We start from the raw sequence: 18,130 nt of genomic DNA on the forward strand, positions 1-18,130 counted from the left end.
CGGTCCAGGTCTTCAGTGATGCGATGGACCAGATGCACGGCGGGATGCGCAGCGACATGGACATGAACGCCACCGACGTCGCTGCGCTCCGAATGCTCATTATGCGCGAACGCTCCGGTCACGATGTCCAGCCGCAGGACATCGCCCGCCACCTCGCGATCTCGACCGCCTCGACGACGAAGCTCCTGGACCGTCTGAGTGCCAGCGGCCATGTGGAGCGTCGCCCACACCCGTGTGACCGGCGTGCCCGCATCGTCGTCGTCACCGATGTCGCGCGCGCCGACTTCTATCGACACTTCGGGGAGCTTCTCGGGCGCATGCGCCAGGGGATGGCTGCCTATACCGACGACGAGCTGCGAGCGATCGTGCGATTCCTCGGCGACATGTCCAGCGCACTGACCGCGAAGTGATCGGACGCAAGCGAAAGGCCCTGTAATCAGGATGTTTCCCGATCACAGGGCCTTTCTTTCGTTGCGGGGACAGGATTTGAACCTGCGACCTCTGGGTTATGAGCCCAGCGAGCTACCGAGCTGCTCCACCCCGCGTCACAAGGAATTACTCTAGCACGGGTTTGCGGCACTGCTGAACCGCGGTTGCCGTCGCGACGGTGTGCAGGCGAGGATGAGGGCATGGCATCCCCCCCTCCTGCGCGCGACCGCCCGCCTGGCGACGACCGTGTCGACGGGCGTGACGAGAGCCCCAACGAGCGGTCAGATCGTCAATGGATCGACGTCCTGCAGGAGCTGCGCGTTCTGCAGACGGGCACCCAAATCCTCACCGGATTCCTTTTGGCGCTCGCGTTCCAGCCGGGCTTCGTCGATCTCGGCGACGCGCAGCGGACCTTCTACCTGGTTCTCGTCGTGCTCGCCGCGCTCAGCGCCATCATCGCGCTCGCTCCCGTGGCACTGCACCGGATCCTCTTCCAACGTCGTGAAAAGCAGATCGTGGTCGCGTACGGGCATGCCGCTCTCGTGACGGCGCTGGTCACGGTCTCGCTCCTGCTCGTGGGCGTCGTGGCGTTCGTCTTCGACGTCGTGCTGGGCGATACCGCTGCGTGGACGGCCGGCATCGTCTTGGGGCTTCTGGTGACGGTGCTGTGGGTCATCATCCCGACGGTGCTGCGCATTCGGAGCCGGTCGTGACAGCGATCGCCGTCGCGCAGTTCGCGCCGACGACGGATCCCGACGCCAACCTTCGCGTGATCGATGAACTCGCGGCGCGGGCCGCTGCGCGCAGTGCTCGAGTCGTGGTGTTCCCGGAGTACTCGAGCTACTTCATCCATCCGTTCGACGACTCACTGGCGACCCACGCCGAGGAGATCGGAGGCCCGTTCACACAGGGGATCGCACAGATCGCACAGGCTCACGATCTCGTCATCGTCGCGGGGCTGCTCGAGCGTTCACCGGTGGCCGGGCACGTCCGCAACACGGTCATCGCCGTCGGGGCAGACGGAGTGCGCGCGACCTACCGGAAGGTGCACCTCTACGACGCGTTCGGCCAACGCGAATCGGACTGGGTGGAGCCAGGCGAGATCGTCGCACCGGAGACCTTCGCGGTCGACGGCGTGCGGTTCGCCCTCATGACGTGTTACGACCTGCGGTTCCCCGAGGTCGCGCGCACGCTCGCCGACGCCGGTGCGCACGTCGTGCTGGTGGCAGCGGAATGGGTGCGAGGACCGATGAAGGAACACCACTGGCGCACGCTGCTCCACGCCCGCGCTATCGAGAACACCGTCTACGTCGCGGGGGCCGATCACCCGCCGCCGCTCGGCGTCGGAGCCTCGATGATCGTCGATCCGCAGGGTGTGGAGATCGCAGGGGTCGGCACCGCCACCGACGTGGCGATTGCGTGGGTCGATGTCGAGACCGTCGAACAGGTCCGCCTCGTCAACCCGGCACTCGCCCTCCGGCGCTTCGACGTGCGCCCGCGCGAGGGGATCAGCGGGCGAGGGTAGCCAGTCGCTGGGATGCCTCCGCGATCACCGACGGCTTCTTGCACGCCGCGAAGCGGACAAGGGTGCGGTATTGCGCTGACCGCTCGGTGCCGACGAACGCCGTCAGCGGGATCGCCACCACCCCTGCCCGCGCGGGGAGCGCGCGGCAGAAGTCGGCGGCATCCTCGTCGGGGCCGAGGAAGGGATCGGCATCGGCAACGGTGAAATACGATCCCGCCGGACGTGAGACGGCGAATCCGGCGGCGCGCAGCCCGGAGCCCAACTGTTCGGCTTTCGCCTTCAGAGCGTCGGCGGCACCGGTAAAGAACGCATCGGGAAGTGCGAGTCCGACAGCGATCGCGGGTTGGAACGGGGCGCCGTTGACGTAGGTGAGGAACTGCTTCACCGACAGGATCGCGGTGACGAGCTCGGCGGGAGCGGTGATCCATCCGATCTTCCACCCCGTCGTAGAGAAGGTCTTCCCCGCCGACGAGATCGAGACAGTGCGCTCGGCGGCTCCCGGCAGAGACGCCAACGGAACGTGGGAACCGTCGAAGACGAGATGTTCGTAGACCTCGTCCGTCACGATGATCGCCCCGTGACGATCGGCGAGTCGGACGATCTCGGCCCGTGCTTCGGCCGAGAAGACCGCCCCCGTCGGGTTGTGCGGATCGTTCACCAGGATCAGCCGTGTGCGATCGGTGATGGCACGACCGAGCGCCTCGATGTCGGGCTGGAACGTCGGCCAGGCGAGCGGGACCGGGACCAGACGGGCGCCGGCGAGAGCGACGAGCGCCGCATAAGCGTCGTAGTACGGTTCGAACACGACGATCTCGTCGTCCGGCCCGTCGACGAGCGCAAGAATCGTCGCCGCGAGGGCTTCGGTCGCGCCGGCAGTCACGAGCACCTCACGTTCCGGATCGACCTGCAGGCCGTAGAAGCGCTGTTGGTGTGCCGCGATCGCGTGGCGGAGCGCGGGCATGCCGAGGCCTGGCGGGTATTGATTGACGCCATGGGCGATCGCTGCGCGGGCAGCATCCAACACGTCGCTCGGGCCGTCCTCATCCGGAAACCCTTGGCCCAGATTGATCGCGCCGGTGTGGGCGGCCAGCGCCGACATCTCGGCGAAGATCGTCGGCGCCGCCCTGCCGTGTCCGTCCAACAGTCCGGCACCGATTGCGGTGCGCCGCCACGCCCCCGGAATCTCTCGCATCCCGCTCACGCTACATGCATAGGCTGATGGGGGCGCGGGCATAAGGAACGCACAGAATCGCGGGGCATCCTGAAGGTGTCTTGGGAAGAAGGAAACACCGATGAGCGAACACACGCCCTCCACCGATCAGCCGTCCGACGCGCAACCGACCACTCCGCAGCCCGCTCCGGCAGCCGGCGAGCAGTCGCCCCCGGCGGCGGCGATCCCGCCGGTTCCTCCGGTGCCCGCCCAGGCGGCAGCCGCAGCGTCGGCGCCGGCCTCGGACGCCGCGTCCTACGCCACGCAGGCGCCCTACACGGCGCCGGCGGGAAGCGGGTATGCGCAGCCGGGTTTCGGGACCGCACCCACGGCGCCCTACGGAGCGTCGCCGACGTCGCCGTACCCTTCCGCGGTGCAGGCGGCGCCGGACGCGCCGGCCGCAGCGTCCGGCAAGGTCGGCGCGGGAAAGATCGTCGGAATCATGGTCGCCGCTGCCCTCGTCGGTGGTGCAGCCGGTCTCGGTGGCGCGGCGGCAGGCGCCTCGTTCTTCCCGTCGTCCCAGACGGTGGTCACCACGGGGGCCGGCACGGTGACGGTCAACAACACTGACTCGGTGAACCAGACCACGGCGATCGCCGCGAAGGTGCTGCCGAGCGTCGTCACGATCTCGGCGTCGTCGGGCTCGTCCGGCGGCACCGGCTCGGGAGTCGTGCTCACCGAGGACGGCTACGTCGTCACGAACACGCACGTCGTCACGCTCGACGGCGAAACCTCCGACCCGACGCTGAGCGTCACCACCTCCGACGGCACCGTCTACCAGGCGGAGCTGGTCGGCACCGACCCGACGTACGACCTTGCCGTCATCAAGCTGGTGGATGCCGAGGGACTCACCCCGATCGAGTTCGGTGACTCGTCGAACCTGAACGTCGGAGATCAGACGGTGGCCGTGGGCGCTCCGTTGGGGCTGGCGAACACCGTGACGACCGGTATCGTCAGCGCGCTGAACCGGTCGATCCAGATCGCATCGTCCGCGGCGCCCGAGGGAGATGCGCCTCAGCAGGAAGAGGAGGACGGCGAGAGCGAGTCGCCCTTCCGGTTCGACTACGGTCAGGGCCAGGCACCCTCCTCGGGAGCCGGTTCGATCTCGATCGCGGTCATCCAGACGGACGCGGCGATCAACCCGGGCAACTCCGGCGGCGCGCTCGTCGACGGTGAGGGAAAGCTCATCGGCATCAACGTGGCGATCGCGACGGCGGGCGGGGCGAGTTCCAGCGAGTCCGGCTCCATCGGTGTCGGGTTCTCGATCCCGTCGAACATCGTCCAGCGTGTCACCGATGAGCTGATCGCCGACGGCGTGGCCACCCACGGGCTGCTGGGCGCGATGGTCGGAGACGCCGCCACGCGAGAGGACGCGACCACTGCCGGTGCATACATCAGCGAGGTGACCGCGGGTGGAGCGGCGGCCGACGCCGGACTCCGGGCCGGTGATGTCGTGACGTCCTTCAACGGATACCCGGTCACGGATGCGACCGATCTGACCGCGCAGGTCCGCGCGCTCGCCGGCGGCAGCACGGCGACGGTCGTCTATCTCCGCGACGGCAAGACGCTCTCGGCTGACGTAACGCTCGGCACGCTCACTCCGTAGGCCACGGATCCGGCGAAGAAGGACGCCACCCCGCGCGATAGGCTCGCGGGGTGGCGTCCTTCTCTTTCGGCGCCGGCAACGCCGGGAAGCTTCTGCGCATTCCGCTGTACGCGGCGGGGCGTCTCGTGACCGCCGTCGTCCCGCGCAGCCGCGACCTGTGGGTCTTCGGGTGCGCGGCCGGCATCACCGACGGAGCCTGGGCCCTGTGGCGACACGCTGCCGACGCCGGCGAGCGGGCGGTGTGGCTCACCGCGACGCCCGCCGAGGCTCGTGAAGCGGACCGCCGGGGCATTGCGCACACGCCGAAGGCCTCGCTACGCGGGTTCTGGTGGACGGCGCGAGCGCGGGTCATCGTTGTGACCCACGGGTTCGGAGACGTCAACCGTTACGCCGCCACGAGCGGCATCATCGTGCAGCTGTGGCACGGCATCCCCCTGAAGCGCATCGGACTCGACTCGCCGGTGACGACCCAGAGCCCCCTGCCCCTTCTGAGCGGGGTGTTGCGGGGGTTCTACCGTCGCACGCAAGCGCGCATCCGCATACTCCCCGCCGCGTCGGAGCTCGTCCGGGGCCGCCTCGAATCGGCGTTCGGAGTGTCCGAAGGCCGGGTCCCGGTGGTGGGCGAGCCGCGCGTCGACGTGCTCTCGAGGGGGAGCGCGGGCGAGCGACGCCAGACCGCGCGGGCGGAACTCACGCGCCTGACTGGTCCGGCCGCGCCCGGCATCCGTCGCATCTTGTACGCGCCGACCTGGCGCGACGGCGCCCCCGACCCGGCCATTCCGACTGTTGCCGACTGGGCGAAGATCGTCGAGGTGCTCGAGGAGACCGGCGCGATGCTGCTCGTTCGCTCGCACCCCCTCGGTGCCGGCGAGTACGCGAGCCCCGACGGATCCGATCGGGTGCGCGCGCTGGGAAGCGATGTCGTCCCCGACGTCACCCCGCTCCTTCCCGGAATGGACGTCCTCGTGACGGATTACTCGTCGCTCGCCTTCGACGCGTCTCTCGTGCCCTTGCCGACCGTGTTCCTTGCTCCGGACCTCGCCGACTACGCGGGACGTCGTGGCTTCTACGGCACCTACGAGGAGGTCGCCGGAGCGGATGCGGCCGAGGACTGGGATGCGGTCATCGCGGAGCTGCGCAGAGTCCTCACGGACGACAACCACCGCGCCGCGCGGATCGAGCGATCGGCGCGCCTGAGTTCGCGCGTGCACGCCTACGTGGACGGTCGAAACACGGAGCGGGTCTACGCGCGGATCCGCGCACTGATGGAAAGAGAGTCATGACGCTTACCGCTCGGATCGACGTCGATCCCGTGCCGATGCTCACGCTGGACGGGGACGGTCCTGCCCCGACCGTTGTCGAGTTGACCGGGCGTCGTGCCCTCGTGCACGCCGACGTCTCCGCCCGCGGGGCGGGTTGGCGGGCGACACTGTCTCTCCATGTCGCACGGTGGGGCGGTGAGCCGCATCCCTTGCCGTCCGGGGAGTACCGGGTGCGCGTCGATGGCGGCGCAGTCACCGACATCGCCGCGATCCCGCTCACGATGACGCAGACACTGCGTGCGACCCTCGCGAATGGTCTCCTGATCCTCGGCCCGCCGATCGATCCCGCCTACGACTCCGGCGAAGGGCAGGATGCACTCGAACGCCGCTATGCGACGCGCCCGGTGGAGCTGGAGAACGCGGTGTTCTTCGAGAGCTTCTACGGTCGCAACGCGTCATGCAACCCGCGGGCGATCGATCGGGAACTCGCACGGGTAGCGCCCGGCGTCCGTCGGTATTGGAGTGTGGTCGATCTGTCGGTCGACGTGCCCGAGGGCGCCATCCCGGTCATCGAGGGGAGCCCGGACTGGTGGCGGGCGCGCGGCTCGGCTCGGCTGCTGGTGGTCAACGACTGGTTGCGGCGACGCTACGCGCGGCGCGCGGGACAGATCGTCGTGCAGACGTGGCACGGCACGCCGCTGAAGAAGCTGGCGCTGCACCGTCCGGGCTTCGATCCGCGGCGGATGGTCGCGGTGGTGCGCGAAGGGCGGCGCTGGGACGTCCTCCTCGCCCAGAACCTCTACGGAGCGCGCATTCTCCGCAAGGCATACGCCTTCCTCAGGCGCCCGGTGTGGGTGGAGGGATACCCACGAAATGACGTGCTCATCACGGGTGATGCGGCAGCCGCCCGCGCGGCCCTCAACATCGGACCACGCGAACGGGTGATCATGTATGCGCCGACCTGGCGCGACGACCGTGAGCAGATGGTCGATTTTCTCGATCTGTCGCGGCTCGCACGTGCGGCCCGTGCAACCCTCCTCGTGCGTGGTCACTCGCGGACCCTCCTGCCGGGCTCCGACACCGGCGGGGAGCGCGTGATCGACGTCACCGGATACCCCGACATTTCGGAGTTGCTGCTGGCTGCCGATGCGCTGATCACCGACTACTCATCCGTCATGTTCGACTTCACCGCGACCGGCAAACCGATCTACTTCTTCACCCCCGACATCGATCACTACCGCGGCGAACTGCGCGGCTTCTATTTCGACCTCGCTGCGCATGCCCCTGGTCCCGTCGTCGCCACGCAGGACGAGCTGCACGCGGCGCTCGCGGACCCCGACGCGCCCGAGCGCTACCGCGACCGCTATCGCCGGTGGCGTGAGCGCTTCAACACTCGCGACGACGGCCACGCCGCCGAACGTGTCGTGGCACGCATCCTCGATCAGGGCTTCGTGGACCGGGCCTGACATCGCGGTCTCATCACGGCAACGGCGTGTTGCGCTGCAGCCGTGAGGTGTCGATGTTCTCCCGTGCGCCACGCAGTGCTCCGATGACGAAGCCCATGCCCCAGGCGAGATGCATGGTCGGGAGGACGACGAGCGTCCACGCGCGCTCGCGGACTCCGGGGACGGCAGCCGGCGAGCAGACGTATCCGATCATGAGCACGGCGTAGGCGACGAGCGGCACGTAAACGACGGATGCCGCGAGCGCCCAGAGGCCACCCAGGACGCCCGTGATGTGCAGGAGAGCGACGATGACGGCGGCGGCCACGACGAGAACCAGTGCCGGCGGTGCGAAGAACCGGACCGAATTGCGCCGGCCGTAACGGCGCACCAGTTCGCCCCGCCAGGTGCCCGTCGAGCGGAACTGTCGCGCGAGTTTCGCCCAGTTGTCGCGCGGCCAATACGTCACCGACAGAGCGGGATCGAACCAGACGCGGTACCCGGCGCGACGGATGCGGAGATTGAGTTCCCAGTCCTCGCCGCGCCGCAGGGACTCGTCGAAGAGTCCGACCTCCTCCAGTACCGCACGACGCATGACGCCGAGGTAGGCGGACTCGGCCGGGCCCTCCTCCCCGCCGGAGTGGTACGCCCCTCCGCCGAGCCCGATCGGCGAGTTGTAGGCGCCCGCGACCGCGCGTTGGAAGGGTGTTTGACCCTCGGCGCGCATCACCCCGCCGACGTTCGCGGCGCGGGTCCGGTCGAGTGTCTGGAGCGCACGGCGCGCGTAGCCCGGCTCGAGCGCGGAATGCGCGTCGACGCGCACGACCGTGGGGTGGGTGCCGGCGCGGATCGCACGGTTGACACCGACCGGGATGTCGGCCTCCGGATTCGCCACGAGACGCACGCGCGGGTCGTCCTCGGCGAGCGCGCGCGCGATCGCGTCGGTGCCGTCCGTCGAGGGGCCGAGCGCGAGGATGAGCTCGAGGGGACCGTCGATGTCCTGTGCCAGCACGCTCGCGACGGCCCGCGCAAGATACGCCTCCTCGTTGAGGACCGGCATGACGAAGGTGACGCCTGACCCCGGTGGGACAGAGGCGGCATCCCGCGCGCGCGGCTCGTCTTCCTGCATCCGTCGATCATGCCATGGCGCAGCGCCCTCCCGAGGAGGGTGCCGAGCTGGCTAGGCTGGAGGAGTGGGCATCATTTCGGACGGGCGGAAAGCACTCGCACTCGTGCGAAAGGCAGTCAACAACCGTGTGGCGGCCCACGACGTGCGCGGGCACCTCGCCGGCGCCCCTGTCCCGCCCGCGCAGCATTTCCGTATCGCGGTGTACTTCGCCGACGGCGCCGTGAACATGTACCAGATCCGCCAGTGGTACAAACCCCTGGCCGAACTCGCGCGGACATGGCCGGTCGTCGTCCTCAGCCGCAATCCCACGGGCGCGCGCGCGTTGCTCACTGACGGCGCGTTGCCGGTCGCGTTCACTCCGACGGTCCGCTCCCTCGAGGCGTATCTCGCCGAGCAGGACATCCGCATCGTCCTCTACGTCAATCAGAACACCCGCAACTTCCAGATGTTCCGGTACGGGCACCGCTGGCACGTGTTCATCAACCACGGCGAGTCGGACAAGATGTACATGACCACCAATCAGTTCAAGGGGTACGACTACGCCTTGGTCGCTGGTGACGCTGCGCGGGAGCGGCTCGGCCGTGTGCTCTGGGACTACGACGTGGCCGCGCGGACGATCCCGATCGGCAGGCCGCAAGCCGATCACTATTCCGGGACGTTGCCCTATTCGCCCGATGAGCGCACGGTCGTCCTCTACGCGCCCACGTGGGAGGGAGACCGACCGTCGGCGCACTACGGGTCGATCCGCACGCACGGCGAAGCGCTCGCGGCGGCTCTCTTGGCGTCCCCGGATCATCGGCTGATCTATCGCCCTCACCCGCGCTCGGGCGTGGTGGATGCCGAATACGGCGCGGCGAATCAGCGCATCGTCGACGCGATCGATGCCGCCAATCGTGCCGACCCGGCCGCGCAGCACGTCTTCGACGATCGTCCGGACCTCGGGTGGCAGCTCGCGGCGGCAGACGTCGCGGTGGTCGACATTTCGGCGATGGTGTACGACCGGTTGGCGGCCGACAAGCCGCTGCTGGTCACTCGTCCGCTCGATCCCGAGGCTGTCGTCGATACCCACGGCTACCTGTCCGACGCCGAATGGCTGGATGCGGCGGCATCCGCTGGCATCGTTTCGGCCGTACGCCGGTTGCAGGAAGACCGTGCGGCTGTCGAGCGACTCGAGGGATGGGTGCGCCACTACTTCGGCGAGACCGCGCCCGGAGCGGCGACCGCGCGCTTCCACGGGGCGATCTCCGAGCTCATGGACCGGTGGGAGACCTGGCATCTGCGCACTGTGGACGACATCGACGAACCGGATCAGGACGAAGCCGACCTCGACGACGAGTGACGCGTCAGCGGGCGACGAGGCGCTCGACGGCGCTCAGCGGGATGCGAAGCCAGGCAGGGCGATGACGTGCTTCGTAGATCGTCTCGTAGACGGCCTTGTCCAATTCGAGAGCGTCCAGCAGTGATCCGGTCGGTTGGGCGCCCGATGAATCGCCGTAGCCGGTGAGGAATGCCGCGCGGGCCGCGCGCGCCCAGGCGTCGGCGACCTCGGGGTCGCCGCGGCCGTCGAGGCGGAGCGATCCGGCGACGTAGTCGAACGAACGCAGCATGCCCGCGATGTCGCGAAGTGCGAGATCGGGTGCGCGTCGCTCGGCGATCGGGCGCATCGGTTCGCCTTCGAAATCGAGAACGACCCATCCTCGTTCGGGTGAGGACAGCACCTGGCCGAGGTGGTAATCCCCGTGCACACGCTGCAGGTCGGGCCACGGGCCTGCGGTCGCCGCGGTGTAGACGGCTTCGATCGCGGGCGCGATGCTCCGCAGCTCCCGAACCTCGTCGATCGCGATCGACAGGCGACGCGCCCACGCGCCGGCCAGGGTCGCCCGGGCAGCAGCATCGGGGGGAGCGGTCGGGAACAGCCGGGCGAGGTCGCGGTGCACGTCGGCGGTCGCGCGGCCGAGATCTGCTGCCTCGGCACGGAAATCGGCGCTCGTCGACGCGGCACGCAGCGCGACTCGCCAGGCATCCTCGACGTCCGGCAGGAATTCCTGCGCGAATGCGACCGATCCTTCCCACGTGACGGTCGCGTCCGTCGGCGAGCGCCAGAATCCGTCGACCCGGCCGAGCACCCGCGGAACATGCGCTGACCCGGCATCGGCCAGCGCCGTCTGCAGCTCGATGTCGGGGTTGAGGCCGGGATTCAGCGGGCGGAACACTTTGCAGATCACCGGCGGAGCAGAGGGTGACCGGTAGATGATCGACGTGTTGGATTGCTCACCACTGAGCACCTCGGCCTCCACATCGTCCGGCTGCAGGCCGAGTTCGGTGAGGAGCGCACGCGTATACGCGGGGTCGTGCGGGCCGTCGATCAGAACGCGGCCGTCGTCCCGCGCGCCGATGACGGATGCCGCGGAAACCTCCCGCGCGGCGGTTCGCTCAACGAGCGGAACCTGGTACACGATCGGCCGTGTCGGAGCATCGTCGACGACGACCAGCACGCGCACGCGGGCGTTCTCGTCATCCTGCGCGAGCATTCGGTCGGCCAGCAGGCGCAGCCGGGGCGGCATGGCACCGGCCGTGAACCACCGCTGGCGCGGCAACCACGCTGTCAGGCACTCCAGTGTGCGATCGAGGGTCATCCGTTGAGTTTAGGCTCTTCCTCGGCCTGGGCCCGGTCGAGATAGACCTCCACGGGAACGGAGATGGCGACTCCGGCCGCGCCGAGGATCCCGAGATCATCCACCGGCGGGGGCAGAATCTCGGCGGCCTCGGCCGGCTCCCACGGTTCGGACGGAAGTCCGCCCCACTCGGTCGGCTCTTCGGGGCGGCTCTGGAAGATCCCCATGGGCCTATTCTGCCTGCGTCGCGGGCGCGACGTCGGTGGCCGTCTCCCTGCGGCGGGTCACGGTATTCACGGCGGTGCCGACGGCCTGCGTCACGGCACCGGTCACCCGCCGACCACCGGCAACGACGGCGCCACCGGCGCGGAGCACGCTGTCGGCGGCCACCCGCTCCACCGTGTGGGCGCCCTCGCGGGGCTCGAGTTCGGCCGGATAGTGTCCCGGCGGCATGCCGAACGCGCGGCGCGAACCGACGATGACGCGGCGGCCGAGAAGATGATTGCCGGTGCCGCCGACGGCAGCGCCGATCCCGAAGGGGAGCGCCTTGCCGAGGGCCGACGCCCCGCCCTTCGCCGCGAACTGACGCACGAACGTGGATTTCAGCCGGTCGACGAGCGGCCCGACCGCTGCCCGGGGGAGTGACTTGGTGACCAGTTCCCCCCAGTACTTGTCCCGCGTCACTCCCTTCCCGGTGATCTGCTTGCTGAGTTGGGCGACGAGGTCGACGCCCTCCTTGCCGAGCATGAGGGTCAGCACGAGCGCACGCGCACGATCCGGGTTCTCGACGGGGATGCCGTGGAGCTCCGACATCGACTGCGCGTAGAGGGCCGTGGCCTCCAGGAAGCCGATGGTCTCTACGCCGCTCAGCGCCAACGTGACGCCTGTTCCGATCCCGGGTACCACGGCGGTGGCGCCGACGGCGGCACCGCCGGTCGTCACCGCCGCAAGATAGCGGCGCTCGAGCATGCGCGCGATGTCCGCCGTGCTGGCATCGGGGTGTCGGAGCCGGATGCTGCGCAGGTGCGCGACGACGGCCGGGCGTTGCACCTGCAGCACACGATCGAGCGCGCGGATGGCACGTGGATGCTCCGGGGAGCCGTGCGGGGGAAGCCCGCCGTCCCAGGGGGAATCAGCGGGCAACGAGTGGATGCGGGGAACCTTGGCCATGTCGCATCGATCTTAGGAGCGCGCGCTGGGGGAGCGCTGAGCGATCAGACGTACAAGTTCGCGCGTTCGAGGTCTTCGGCGAAGTCGACCTCAACGGCATAGAGATCGGAGATGTCGAGCGGCTCGAGCAGCAGGGCGTTCTCGGCGATCGCAAGCTCCAGGCCGCGTTCGAAGTAGTCCTGGTCATCGACCCGCGCGAGCTGCGCCATGAAGGCGCGCTTGTCGGCGGCGGAGATGTAGTTGATGCCGACCGCTTCACCGATGCCACCACGCACGGTCTTGGACAGCGCGTTGATGAAGCCTTCCGCGGTGACGGTGTACTTGACCTCTTCGTCGCTGACCTTGGCGGTGTTGACCGTCACGAAGGACTGCTTGCGCTCGATCAGTTCGATCGCGCGTCCGAGGATGCGGGGGTCGAAGACCACGTCGCCGTTCATCCACAACACGCCGCCCTTGCCCGTGGCCTGGAGGGCGCGCAACAGGCTCTTGGACGTGTTGGTCTGGTCGTACCGCTCGTTGTAGACGTAGTCGACATCGGGGAACGCCTCCACGACCGTCTCGGCGCGGTAGCCGACGACCGTGGTGATGCGCGCGTCGTCGCCGAATGCCGCACGGATGTTGTCGTGCTGCTGGCGCATGATCGTGCGGCCGTCGCTGAGCTCGGTCAGCGGTTTGGGCAGGCTTCGGCCCAGTCGCGAGCCCATTCCGGCCGCAAGGATGACAGTCTGAAGAGTCAAGGGGTGCTCCTGAGGAAGGTGTTCATTGTCGGTTTGACAAAAGGACACTTCTTCGTGCCGCTTGTCATGGTAGCGAAGTCACCTGGGAACCCCCGGAGTGCGCGGACGACGTTGTCGTTTCGTGACAATCAGCGTGGTGTCGTCCCATGACACGCCCCCGACGCGATCGCGTACGGCTTGCTAGGTTGGACGAGTGACCGCCGCTTTGCCACGCCCCGAGAAAGACCCGGAGAAGGCCGTCACTTCTCGCGAATCGGCCCTCCCGCCGAAGCCGTCGGTTCCGGCCGCTGAGGCAGCATCCGACCGCGCCGAGACGACACCCGCGACGCCGCCGAAGCCGGCCCCGCCGAAGCCGGCACCGCCGGCGAAGCGGCCGACGCCCCGGGCCACACCGCCGCGCACGGGCACCCCGCGGACGCCACGAAAGAAGAAGCCCGCGCCCGCGGCGGTCGTTCCGCCCAAGCCGGAGCTTCCCGCAGACCTCGCCGCCGTCCAGTTCGCTGCGCACCAGACGCCGGTCCCCGACGACGCGATCGTGCTCGCGCCCGTCCCCGTCACGGACGCGCCATCGCACGGCGAGCCTCTACCGGAACCGTTACGGGAACCGGAGCCGGAGCCGGAGCCGGAGCCGGAGCCTCTGCCGCAACCGGAACCGCTACGGGAACCGGAGCCTCTGCCGGAACCGGAGCCTCTGCCGGAACCGGAACCGGAACCGGAGCCCGTGCCCGCGGTCGCTGTCCAGCGCGATCTCGTCGACCCGCCCCGCTCTCCTGCGGATGTCGACGCGTTGCCGGACATGGACATCGACACCGCGATCACGGCGCTGCGCGCACGTGGCATCTCCAAATCCTTCGGTCACACACGCGCGGTCGACAGTGTCGACCTGACGATTGCGGCGGGAACGTTCTACGGCATCGTCGGACCGAACGGTGCCGGCAAGACGACAACGCTGTCGATGATCGCGGGACTCCTGCGCCCGGACCGCGGCACAATCGAGGTGGCGGGCATCGATCTGCGCACGTCGCCCGCCCGGGCCAAGCGTCAGATGGGGATCCTGCCCGATCGGCTCCGCACCTTCGACCGGCTCACCGGGCGGCAATTGCTGCACTACTACGGCACGTTGCGCGGACTGAAGTCGGCTGTCGTCGAAAGCCGGACCGCAGACCTCGCTCGGGCCTTCGACCTCACCGAGGCGCTCGGTCGGCCGGTCTCGGACTACTCCGCCGGAATGACCAAGAAGGTCATGCTCGCCGGAGCCATGATCCACTCACCTCGTGTCCTCGTGCTCGACGAACCCTTCGAGGCCGTCGATCCGGTCTCCAGCGGTGTCATCCTCGACATCCTCGCTGCCTATACCTCCCACGGTGGCACGGTCATCCTGTCGAGCCATGGGATGGAGCTGGTCGAGCGCGTCTGCTCGGGCGTCGCGGTCATCGTCGCCGGGCAGGTGCTCGCCGCGGGCACTGTCGCCGAGGTCCGCGGCGAGCTCACGCTCGAACAGCGTTTCATCGAACTTGCCGGTGGGTCGAACGACGTGGAGGGCCTCGAGTGGCTGCACACGTTCTCCGGCTGAGGCTGCATCTTCTCTTCGGTGCGCTCCGCGGCGATCGCCGTCATGTCACCCGCACGCTCATCGGACTCCTCATCCTGATCGTCGCGGTTGCCGCGGTGTGCGGGGCGGTCCTGCGCTTGCGCACCGCGCCGGTCGACGTGGCACTGACGGTCTCCGTTATCGCGGGCTGTGCCGCGACGGCGGGCTTTTTCGCCGCCGCGCTCGTCGGCGGGTTCGATGATCAACTCGACCCGCGGCGGTTTGCCGTCTTCGGGCCGGCGCCCAGGCCACTCGCGGGCATCCTGCTGTTGGCGAGCTTCGTCAGCATCCCCGTTCTCGCTCTGGTCGCTGTGGGAATCTGTGTGGTGCTGCTGTGGACAGCGCAGGGTGCGCCGCTCGGTGTCAGCGTGCTCGCCGTGATTCTCGGCATCCTCACGTGCGTGCTGCTGGCGAAGATCGCGCTGGCGCTCGGCGGACTCGTTCTCCACGAACGGCGCTCGCGCGAGCTCACCGGCATCTTTCTCATCGCGATCTTGGTCGTCGTCGTGCCCGTCCTGGTGTTCTTCGTCTCGCTCGACTGGGATGGCGACGTACCGGACGCGTTGCGTGAAGCGGTCGACGTGCTCGCGGTGACGCCGTTCGGTGCCGCCGCCGCAGTGCCGGCCCGTGCGATCATCGGTGGCGTTGCCGGCCCGCTCGTCGTGGCTGTTCTCACGGTCCTCGCGCTGGCGGTGCTGTGGGTGTGGCTCGTCGAGCGCGTGCTCACGACGATCGAGCGGCCGAGTTCCGGGCGGGAGCGTGCCGGGCTCGGATGGTTCGCCGTCACTCCTGGCACTCCCTCCGGCGGGATTGCCGCCCGCAGCCTCATCTACTGGCTGCGCGATCCGCGCCATCTCGTCAACCTCGTGATCGTCCCGATCGCCGCGGTCGTCACGGTACTCCCGTTGATTCTCGTCGGGGTCCCGGTGCCGGTGGCAGCGCTGGTTCCGGTGCCGCTCATGGCGTTGTTCTTCGGATGGTTGGCGCACAACGACCTCGCTTATGACTCCACGGCGCTCTGGATGCACCTGGCTGCCGCTGTGCGCGGATACGCCGATCGGGTCGGACGCCTGGCGCCGGTCCTGCTCGTGGCGGTCCCGGTGCTCGCGCTGTCCATCCCGATCGCGGTCATGGTGCACGGCCGATGGGCCATCTTGCCGGCGATGATCGGCGTCTGCGGGAGTCTTTTCCTCTGCGGTCTCGGGTTGTCCTCGATCTCGTCCTCGCTCGCGCCGTACCCCGTCTCGCGACCCGGAGACAGCCCCTTCCAGCAGCCGCAGCGCACAGGTGGGGGACTTGCCCAGGGGATCGTCTTGATCGGTGCCATCGTCCTGTCGCTTCCGGCCCTCTGGTGGGGGTGGCTGACCCTGTCGACCGACGTCGAGTACGCGTGGACCGCGCTCTGGGGCGGCATCGCGATCGGCCTCTCCGTGCTGCTGGTCGGGGTCTTCGGCGGAGGCGCGATCTTCGACCGCCGCGGGAGCCGTCTGATGGAGTTCGTCGAGTCCATCTGACCCGCCCACCCCGATCAGGCCGCCGCTAGACTCGGGGACCATGAGCACTCCCCAAGGCGGACCCGCCCCGTTGGACAGCCCCGATCAGGGCGGGTTGGCAACGCTGGATCGCGAGCTCGAAGAGCTCCTCCGCGAAGAACACGTCGAGCCGGGCGACCACGAGCGGTTCTCCCACTACGTGAAGAAGGACAAGATCCTCGAGTCCGCTCTCACCGGCAAGCCGGTGCGCGCTCTGTGCGGCAAGAAGTGGACGCCGGGACGCGACCCGGAGAAGTTCCCGATCTGCCCGACGTGCAAGGAAATCTACGAGTCGATGGTGGGCTGAGCCTTAGCCCCGATCCACCGATGACCGTGGGTGCTGGGCAGCTAACGCGACTCGGAAATGTCCCTCTGACCGGGAAGGATGGAGCATCCCTGTGGTCCTATTCATCCAACCCTGACAGTCATCTCGTAGATGCAGCGCAAACAAGCCCCGGCGTCGGTGCCCGTAGCGTTGAGCGATCCGGACAAGGACGCGAACGCGAACGGTGATCACGCTGGGGGTGACGATGCTCGCTATGGCGGACTCAAACCACAGACATGGTGAGCGGAGCGTGACCCCGCTCACCATGCCTATCGGCTACTGCGTAGTGATGACGAGCTGATGAGTCGACTGTGCGCTGGCCCAGCGGCTCAGGGGTGCGAATCCGACGTTGGCCGAGCACTTCCGGCCCTCGTCAGGCGTCGTGCCCGTCCCCGGGTCGCCCGTGCACGTGGCGGGACTGGGGTACGGGATCATCGAGACAATGCCAATACCGTAGGCGCCAATGGTGTTGTCATCGGGTCGGGTGAGCGGCACGAAGACTGGCCCGCCGCTGTCGCCGTTTCCAGCGGCCGGCGTTCCGTCAATCTGGGTGCTCCATCGCGTCCAGTAGCACTGGAGGAACGCGATGCAGTTGTAGGTGTCGGAGTTCTCGAGGGTGTTGGCGCACACCAGGCCCGAGCGCGATCCGCTGTAGCAGACGCTGTTCCCGCCGACGGGTGACACGTAGCCACGGATGGGCAACACTGTTGACGCGTCGGTGTGGCTTCCAACGAAGATCCAGGTCGAGAGCGACGCAGGCTCGATAAACAGCTCGAGGTCCGTGTCTCCAGCTGCCTGGAATGTGGAGCTCCCGACGGTGTGCGATCCTCCGCCCCACTTCCAGCTTGCGCCCTGTATGTCGGTGCAGTGGTCTGCGGTGATCATGTTGTACTGGCTGTCTTGGTACCGCAGTACGGGATACCCGGTGGAGCAGGACATGTCGTCGCCAGATGTTGGGCCCTCCATGTAGCCGCCGGCGACGAGCGGGGCTGCGGTACGAACGCGAGTGGTTGTCTGCGCGCGCTCTTCTGCCTTGAACTCAACGGGAATGCCGAGCAACTCGTCTGGTGCCTCTTGGGCGCGGGAACGCGAGGTCGGGGATTCCTCGATACCGAGAGTGATCGATGCGCCGTCGGGTGCGGGAGTGCCGGAGACGAATGTCATTCCTGCAGGAAGCGCATCAGGGGATGAGGCCAACCGCTCGATGGTCGCTTCGAGCTCATCGATCGGCCGGGCCGACGGGATGACTTCCCACATCTGATCGCCGGGGAGTTCAGCGGCGATGGTGCGGGTGAGTTCGGAGGAGTCTCCGTAGACGTAGAACTGGATGACGTCTCTGTCGCTGTCCCAAGTCACGGTGTTGATCGAACCGTCGACGTCGTCCTGAACGATCTCACTGATGGCGAGGGTCGAGTCGATATCGAGCGCCTTCATGCCAGGCAGGTCCGCAGCGATAGTGGTGCCTTCTGGCGCGGGTTATGAGATTGCAACAGTCGGGAGCCCGGGCGCCGCTCCTTCCGAAGACGGCCTGGGCTCGGCCACTGCGGGAGATGCAGC

Annotated in this window: 17 protein-coding genes and 1 tRNA gene; 10 read left to right on the top strand and 8 right to left on the bottom strand. The window is 68.3% G+C overall.

Annotation, left to right across the window (positions count from 1 at the left end; translation table 11 throughout):
* Window positions 1-23: 23 nt before the first annotated feature.
* Complete coding sequence (locus Q0653_RS01385) at window positions 24-410, top strand: MarR family transcriptional regulator (protein ID WP_366521947.1); 387 nt, start codon at window positions 24-26, stop codon at window positions 408-410.
* A 61-nt stretch (window positions 411-471) separates the two neighbouring features.
* Here the strand turns inward: Q0653_RS01385 and Q0653_RS01390 are convergent.
* Window positions 472-545, bottom strand: a tRNA-Met gene (locus tag Q0653_RS01390).
* An 84-nt stretch (window positions 546-629) separates the two neighbouring features.
* Between Q0653_RS01390 and Q0653_RS01395 the strand changes: the two genes are divergently transcribed.
* A complete protein-coding gene (locus Q0653_RS01395) occupies window positions 630-1,142 on the top strand; it encodes a DUF6328 family protein (protein WP_298741650.1) in 513 nt (170 codons plus the stop codon).
* A complete protein-coding gene (locus Q0653_RS01400) occupies window positions 1,139-1,954 on the top strand; it encodes a carbon-nitrogen hydrolase family protein (protein WP_298942071.1) in 816 nt (271 codons plus the stop codon). The genes Q0653_RS01395 and Q0653_RS01400 overlap by 4 nt, the downstream gene beginning before the upstream one ends.
* On the opposite strand, the gene Q0653_RS01405 is transcribed toward Q0653_RS01400, so the two are convergent.
* Window positions 1,938-3,146 (bottom strand): aminotransferase class I/II-fold pyridoxal phosphate-dependent enzyme, encoded by a 1,209-nt coding sequence (locus Q0653_RS01405; RefSeq protein ID WP_298942073.1) that lies wholly within the window; start codon window positions 3,144-3,146, stop codon window positions 1,938-1,940. The two genes, Q0653_RS01400 and Q0653_RS01405, sit on opposite strands and share 17 nt — an antisense overlap.
* Window positions 3,147-3,246: 100 nt before the next feature.
* Here Q0653_RS01405 and Q0653_RS01410 point away from each other — a divergent pair, with 100 nt between their 5' ends.
* From Q0653_RS01410 to Q0653_RS01420, 3 genes are read left to right on the top strand one after another with little or no spacing between them, the layout of a single operon-like run.
* Window positions 3,247-4,770 carry a trypsin-like peptidase domain-containing protein gene (locus tag Q0653_RS01410; protein ID WP_298942075.1) on the top strand — a complete coding sequence of 508 codons (1,524 nt, stop codon included), beginning with the start codon at window positions 3,247-3,249 and terminating at the stop codon, window positions 4,768-4,770.
* 50 nt (window positions 4,771-4,820) lie between these two features.
* Window positions 4,821-6,053 carry a CDP-glycerol glycerophosphotransferase family protein gene (locus Q0653_RS01415; RefSeq protein ID WP_298942077.1) on the top strand — a complete coding sequence of 411 codons (1,233 nt, stop codon included), beginning with the start codon at window positions 4,821-4,823 and terminating at the stop codon, window positions 6,051-6,053.
* Window positions 6,050-7,498 carry a CDP-glycerol glycerophosphotransferase family protein gene (locus Q0653_RS01420; RefSeq protein ID WP_298942079.1) on the top strand — a complete coding sequence of 483 codons (1,449 nt, stop codon included), beginning with the start codon at window positions 6,050-6,052 and terminating at the stop codon, window positions 7,496-7,498. Before Q0653_RS01415 ends, Q0653_RS01420 begins: the two co-directional genes overlap by 4 nt.
* Before the next feature lie 13 nt (window positions 7,499-7,511).
* Here the strand turns inward: Q0653_RS01420 and Q0653_RS01425 are convergent, their stop codons facing one another.
* Window positions 7,512-8,603: a glycosyltransferase family 2 protein gene (locus Q0653_RS01425; RefSeq protein ID WP_298942080.1), complete on the bottom strand. Its 1,092-nt coding sequence runs from the start codon at window positions 8,601-8,603 to the stop codon at window positions 7,512-7,514.
* Window positions 8,604-8,667: 64 nt separating this feature from the next.
* On the opposite strand from Q0653_RS01425, the gene Q0653_RS01430 reads away from it, so the two are divergent.
* Window positions 8,668-9,942 carry a CDP-glycerol glycerophosphotransferase family protein gene (locus Q0653_RS01430; RefSeq protein WP_298942081.1) on the top strand — a complete coding sequence of 425 codons (1,275 nt, stop codon included), beginning with the start codon at window positions 8,668-8,670 and terminating at the stop codon, window positions 9,940-9,942.
* A 4-nt stretch (window positions 9,943-9,946) separates the two neighbouring features.
* Here the strand turns inward: Q0653_RS01430 and Q0653_RS01435 are convergent, their stop codons facing one another.
* The 4 genes from Q0653_RS01435 to Q0653_RS01450 are packed head-to-tail and all read right to left on the bottom strand — an operon-like array spanning window position 9,947 to window position 13,125.
* A complete protein-coding gene (locus Q0653_RS01435; RefSeq protein WP_298942082.1) occupies window positions 9,947-11,239 on the bottom strand; it encodes an aminoglycoside phosphotransferase in 1,293 nt (430 codons plus the stop codon).
* Entirely contained in the window at window positions 11,236-11,445 is a 210-nt protein-coding gene (locus tag Q0653_RS01440) for a hypothetical protein (protein WP_298741633.1), read from the bottom strand. The genes Q0653_RS01435 and Q0653_RS01440 overlap by 4 nt, the downstream gene beginning before the upstream one ends.
* A 4-nt stretch (window positions 11,446-11,449) precedes the next feature.
* Window positions 11,450-12,388: a hypothetical protein gene (locus Q0653_RS01445; protein WP_298942084.1), complete on the bottom strand. Its 939-nt coding sequence runs from the start codon at window positions 12,386-12,388 to the stop codon at window positions 11,450-11,452.
* A 44-nt stretch (window positions 12,389-12,432) separates the two neighbouring features.
* Window positions 12,433-13,125: an NTP transferase domain-containing protein gene (locus Q0653_RS01450; RefSeq protein WP_298741629.1), complete on the bottom strand. Its 693-nt coding sequence runs from the start codon at window positions 13,123-13,125 to the stop codon at window positions 12,433-12,435.
* Window positions 13,126-13,318: 193 nt separating this feature from the next.
* On the opposite strand from Q0653_RS01450, the gene Q0653_RS01455 reads away from it, so the two are divergent.
* The 3 genes from Q0653_RS01455 to Q0653_RS01465 are packed head-to-tail and all read left to right on the top strand — an operon-like array spanning window position 13,319 to window position 16,555.
* Entirely contained in the window at window positions 13,319-14,698 is a 1,380-nt protein-coding gene (locus tag Q0653_RS01455; RefSeq protein ID WP_298942086.1) for an ATP-binding cassette domain-containing protein, read from the top strand.
* A complete protein-coding gene (locus Q0653_RS01460) occupies window positions 14,674-16,230 on the top strand; it encodes a hypothetical protein (RefSeq protein WP_298942087.1) in 1,557 nt (518 codons plus the stop codon). The genes Q0653_RS01455 and Q0653_RS01460 overlap by 25 nt, the downstream gene beginning before the upstream one ends.
* Before the next feature lie 40 nt (window positions 16,231-16,270).
* Window positions 16,271-16,555 carry a DUF3039 domain-containing protein gene (locus Q0653_RS01465; protein WP_298741623.1) on the top strand — a complete coding sequence of 95 codons (285 nt, stop codon included), beginning with the start codon at window positions 16,271-16,273 and terminating at the stop codon, window positions 16,553-16,555.
* A 294-nt stretch (window positions 16,556-16,849) separates the two neighbouring features.
* Here Q0653_RS01465 and Q0653_RS01470 read toward each other — a convergent pair whose 3' ends face one another.
* On the bottom strand, window positions 16,850-18,007 hold the full coding sequence (locus tag Q0653_RS01470) for a S1 family peptidase (protein ID WP_242089264.1): 1,158 nt from the start codon (window positions 18,005-18,007) through the stop codon (window positions 16,850-16,852).
* Between the last annotated feature and the right edge of the window lie 123 nt (window positions 18,008-18,130).

Origin of the sequence: uncultured Microbacterium sp. (assembly GCF_947488465.1) — a bacterium.
In the GTDB taxonomy this organism is placed as follows: domain Bacteria; phylum Actinomycetota; class Actinomycetes; order Actinomycetales; family Microbacteriaceae; genus Microbacterium.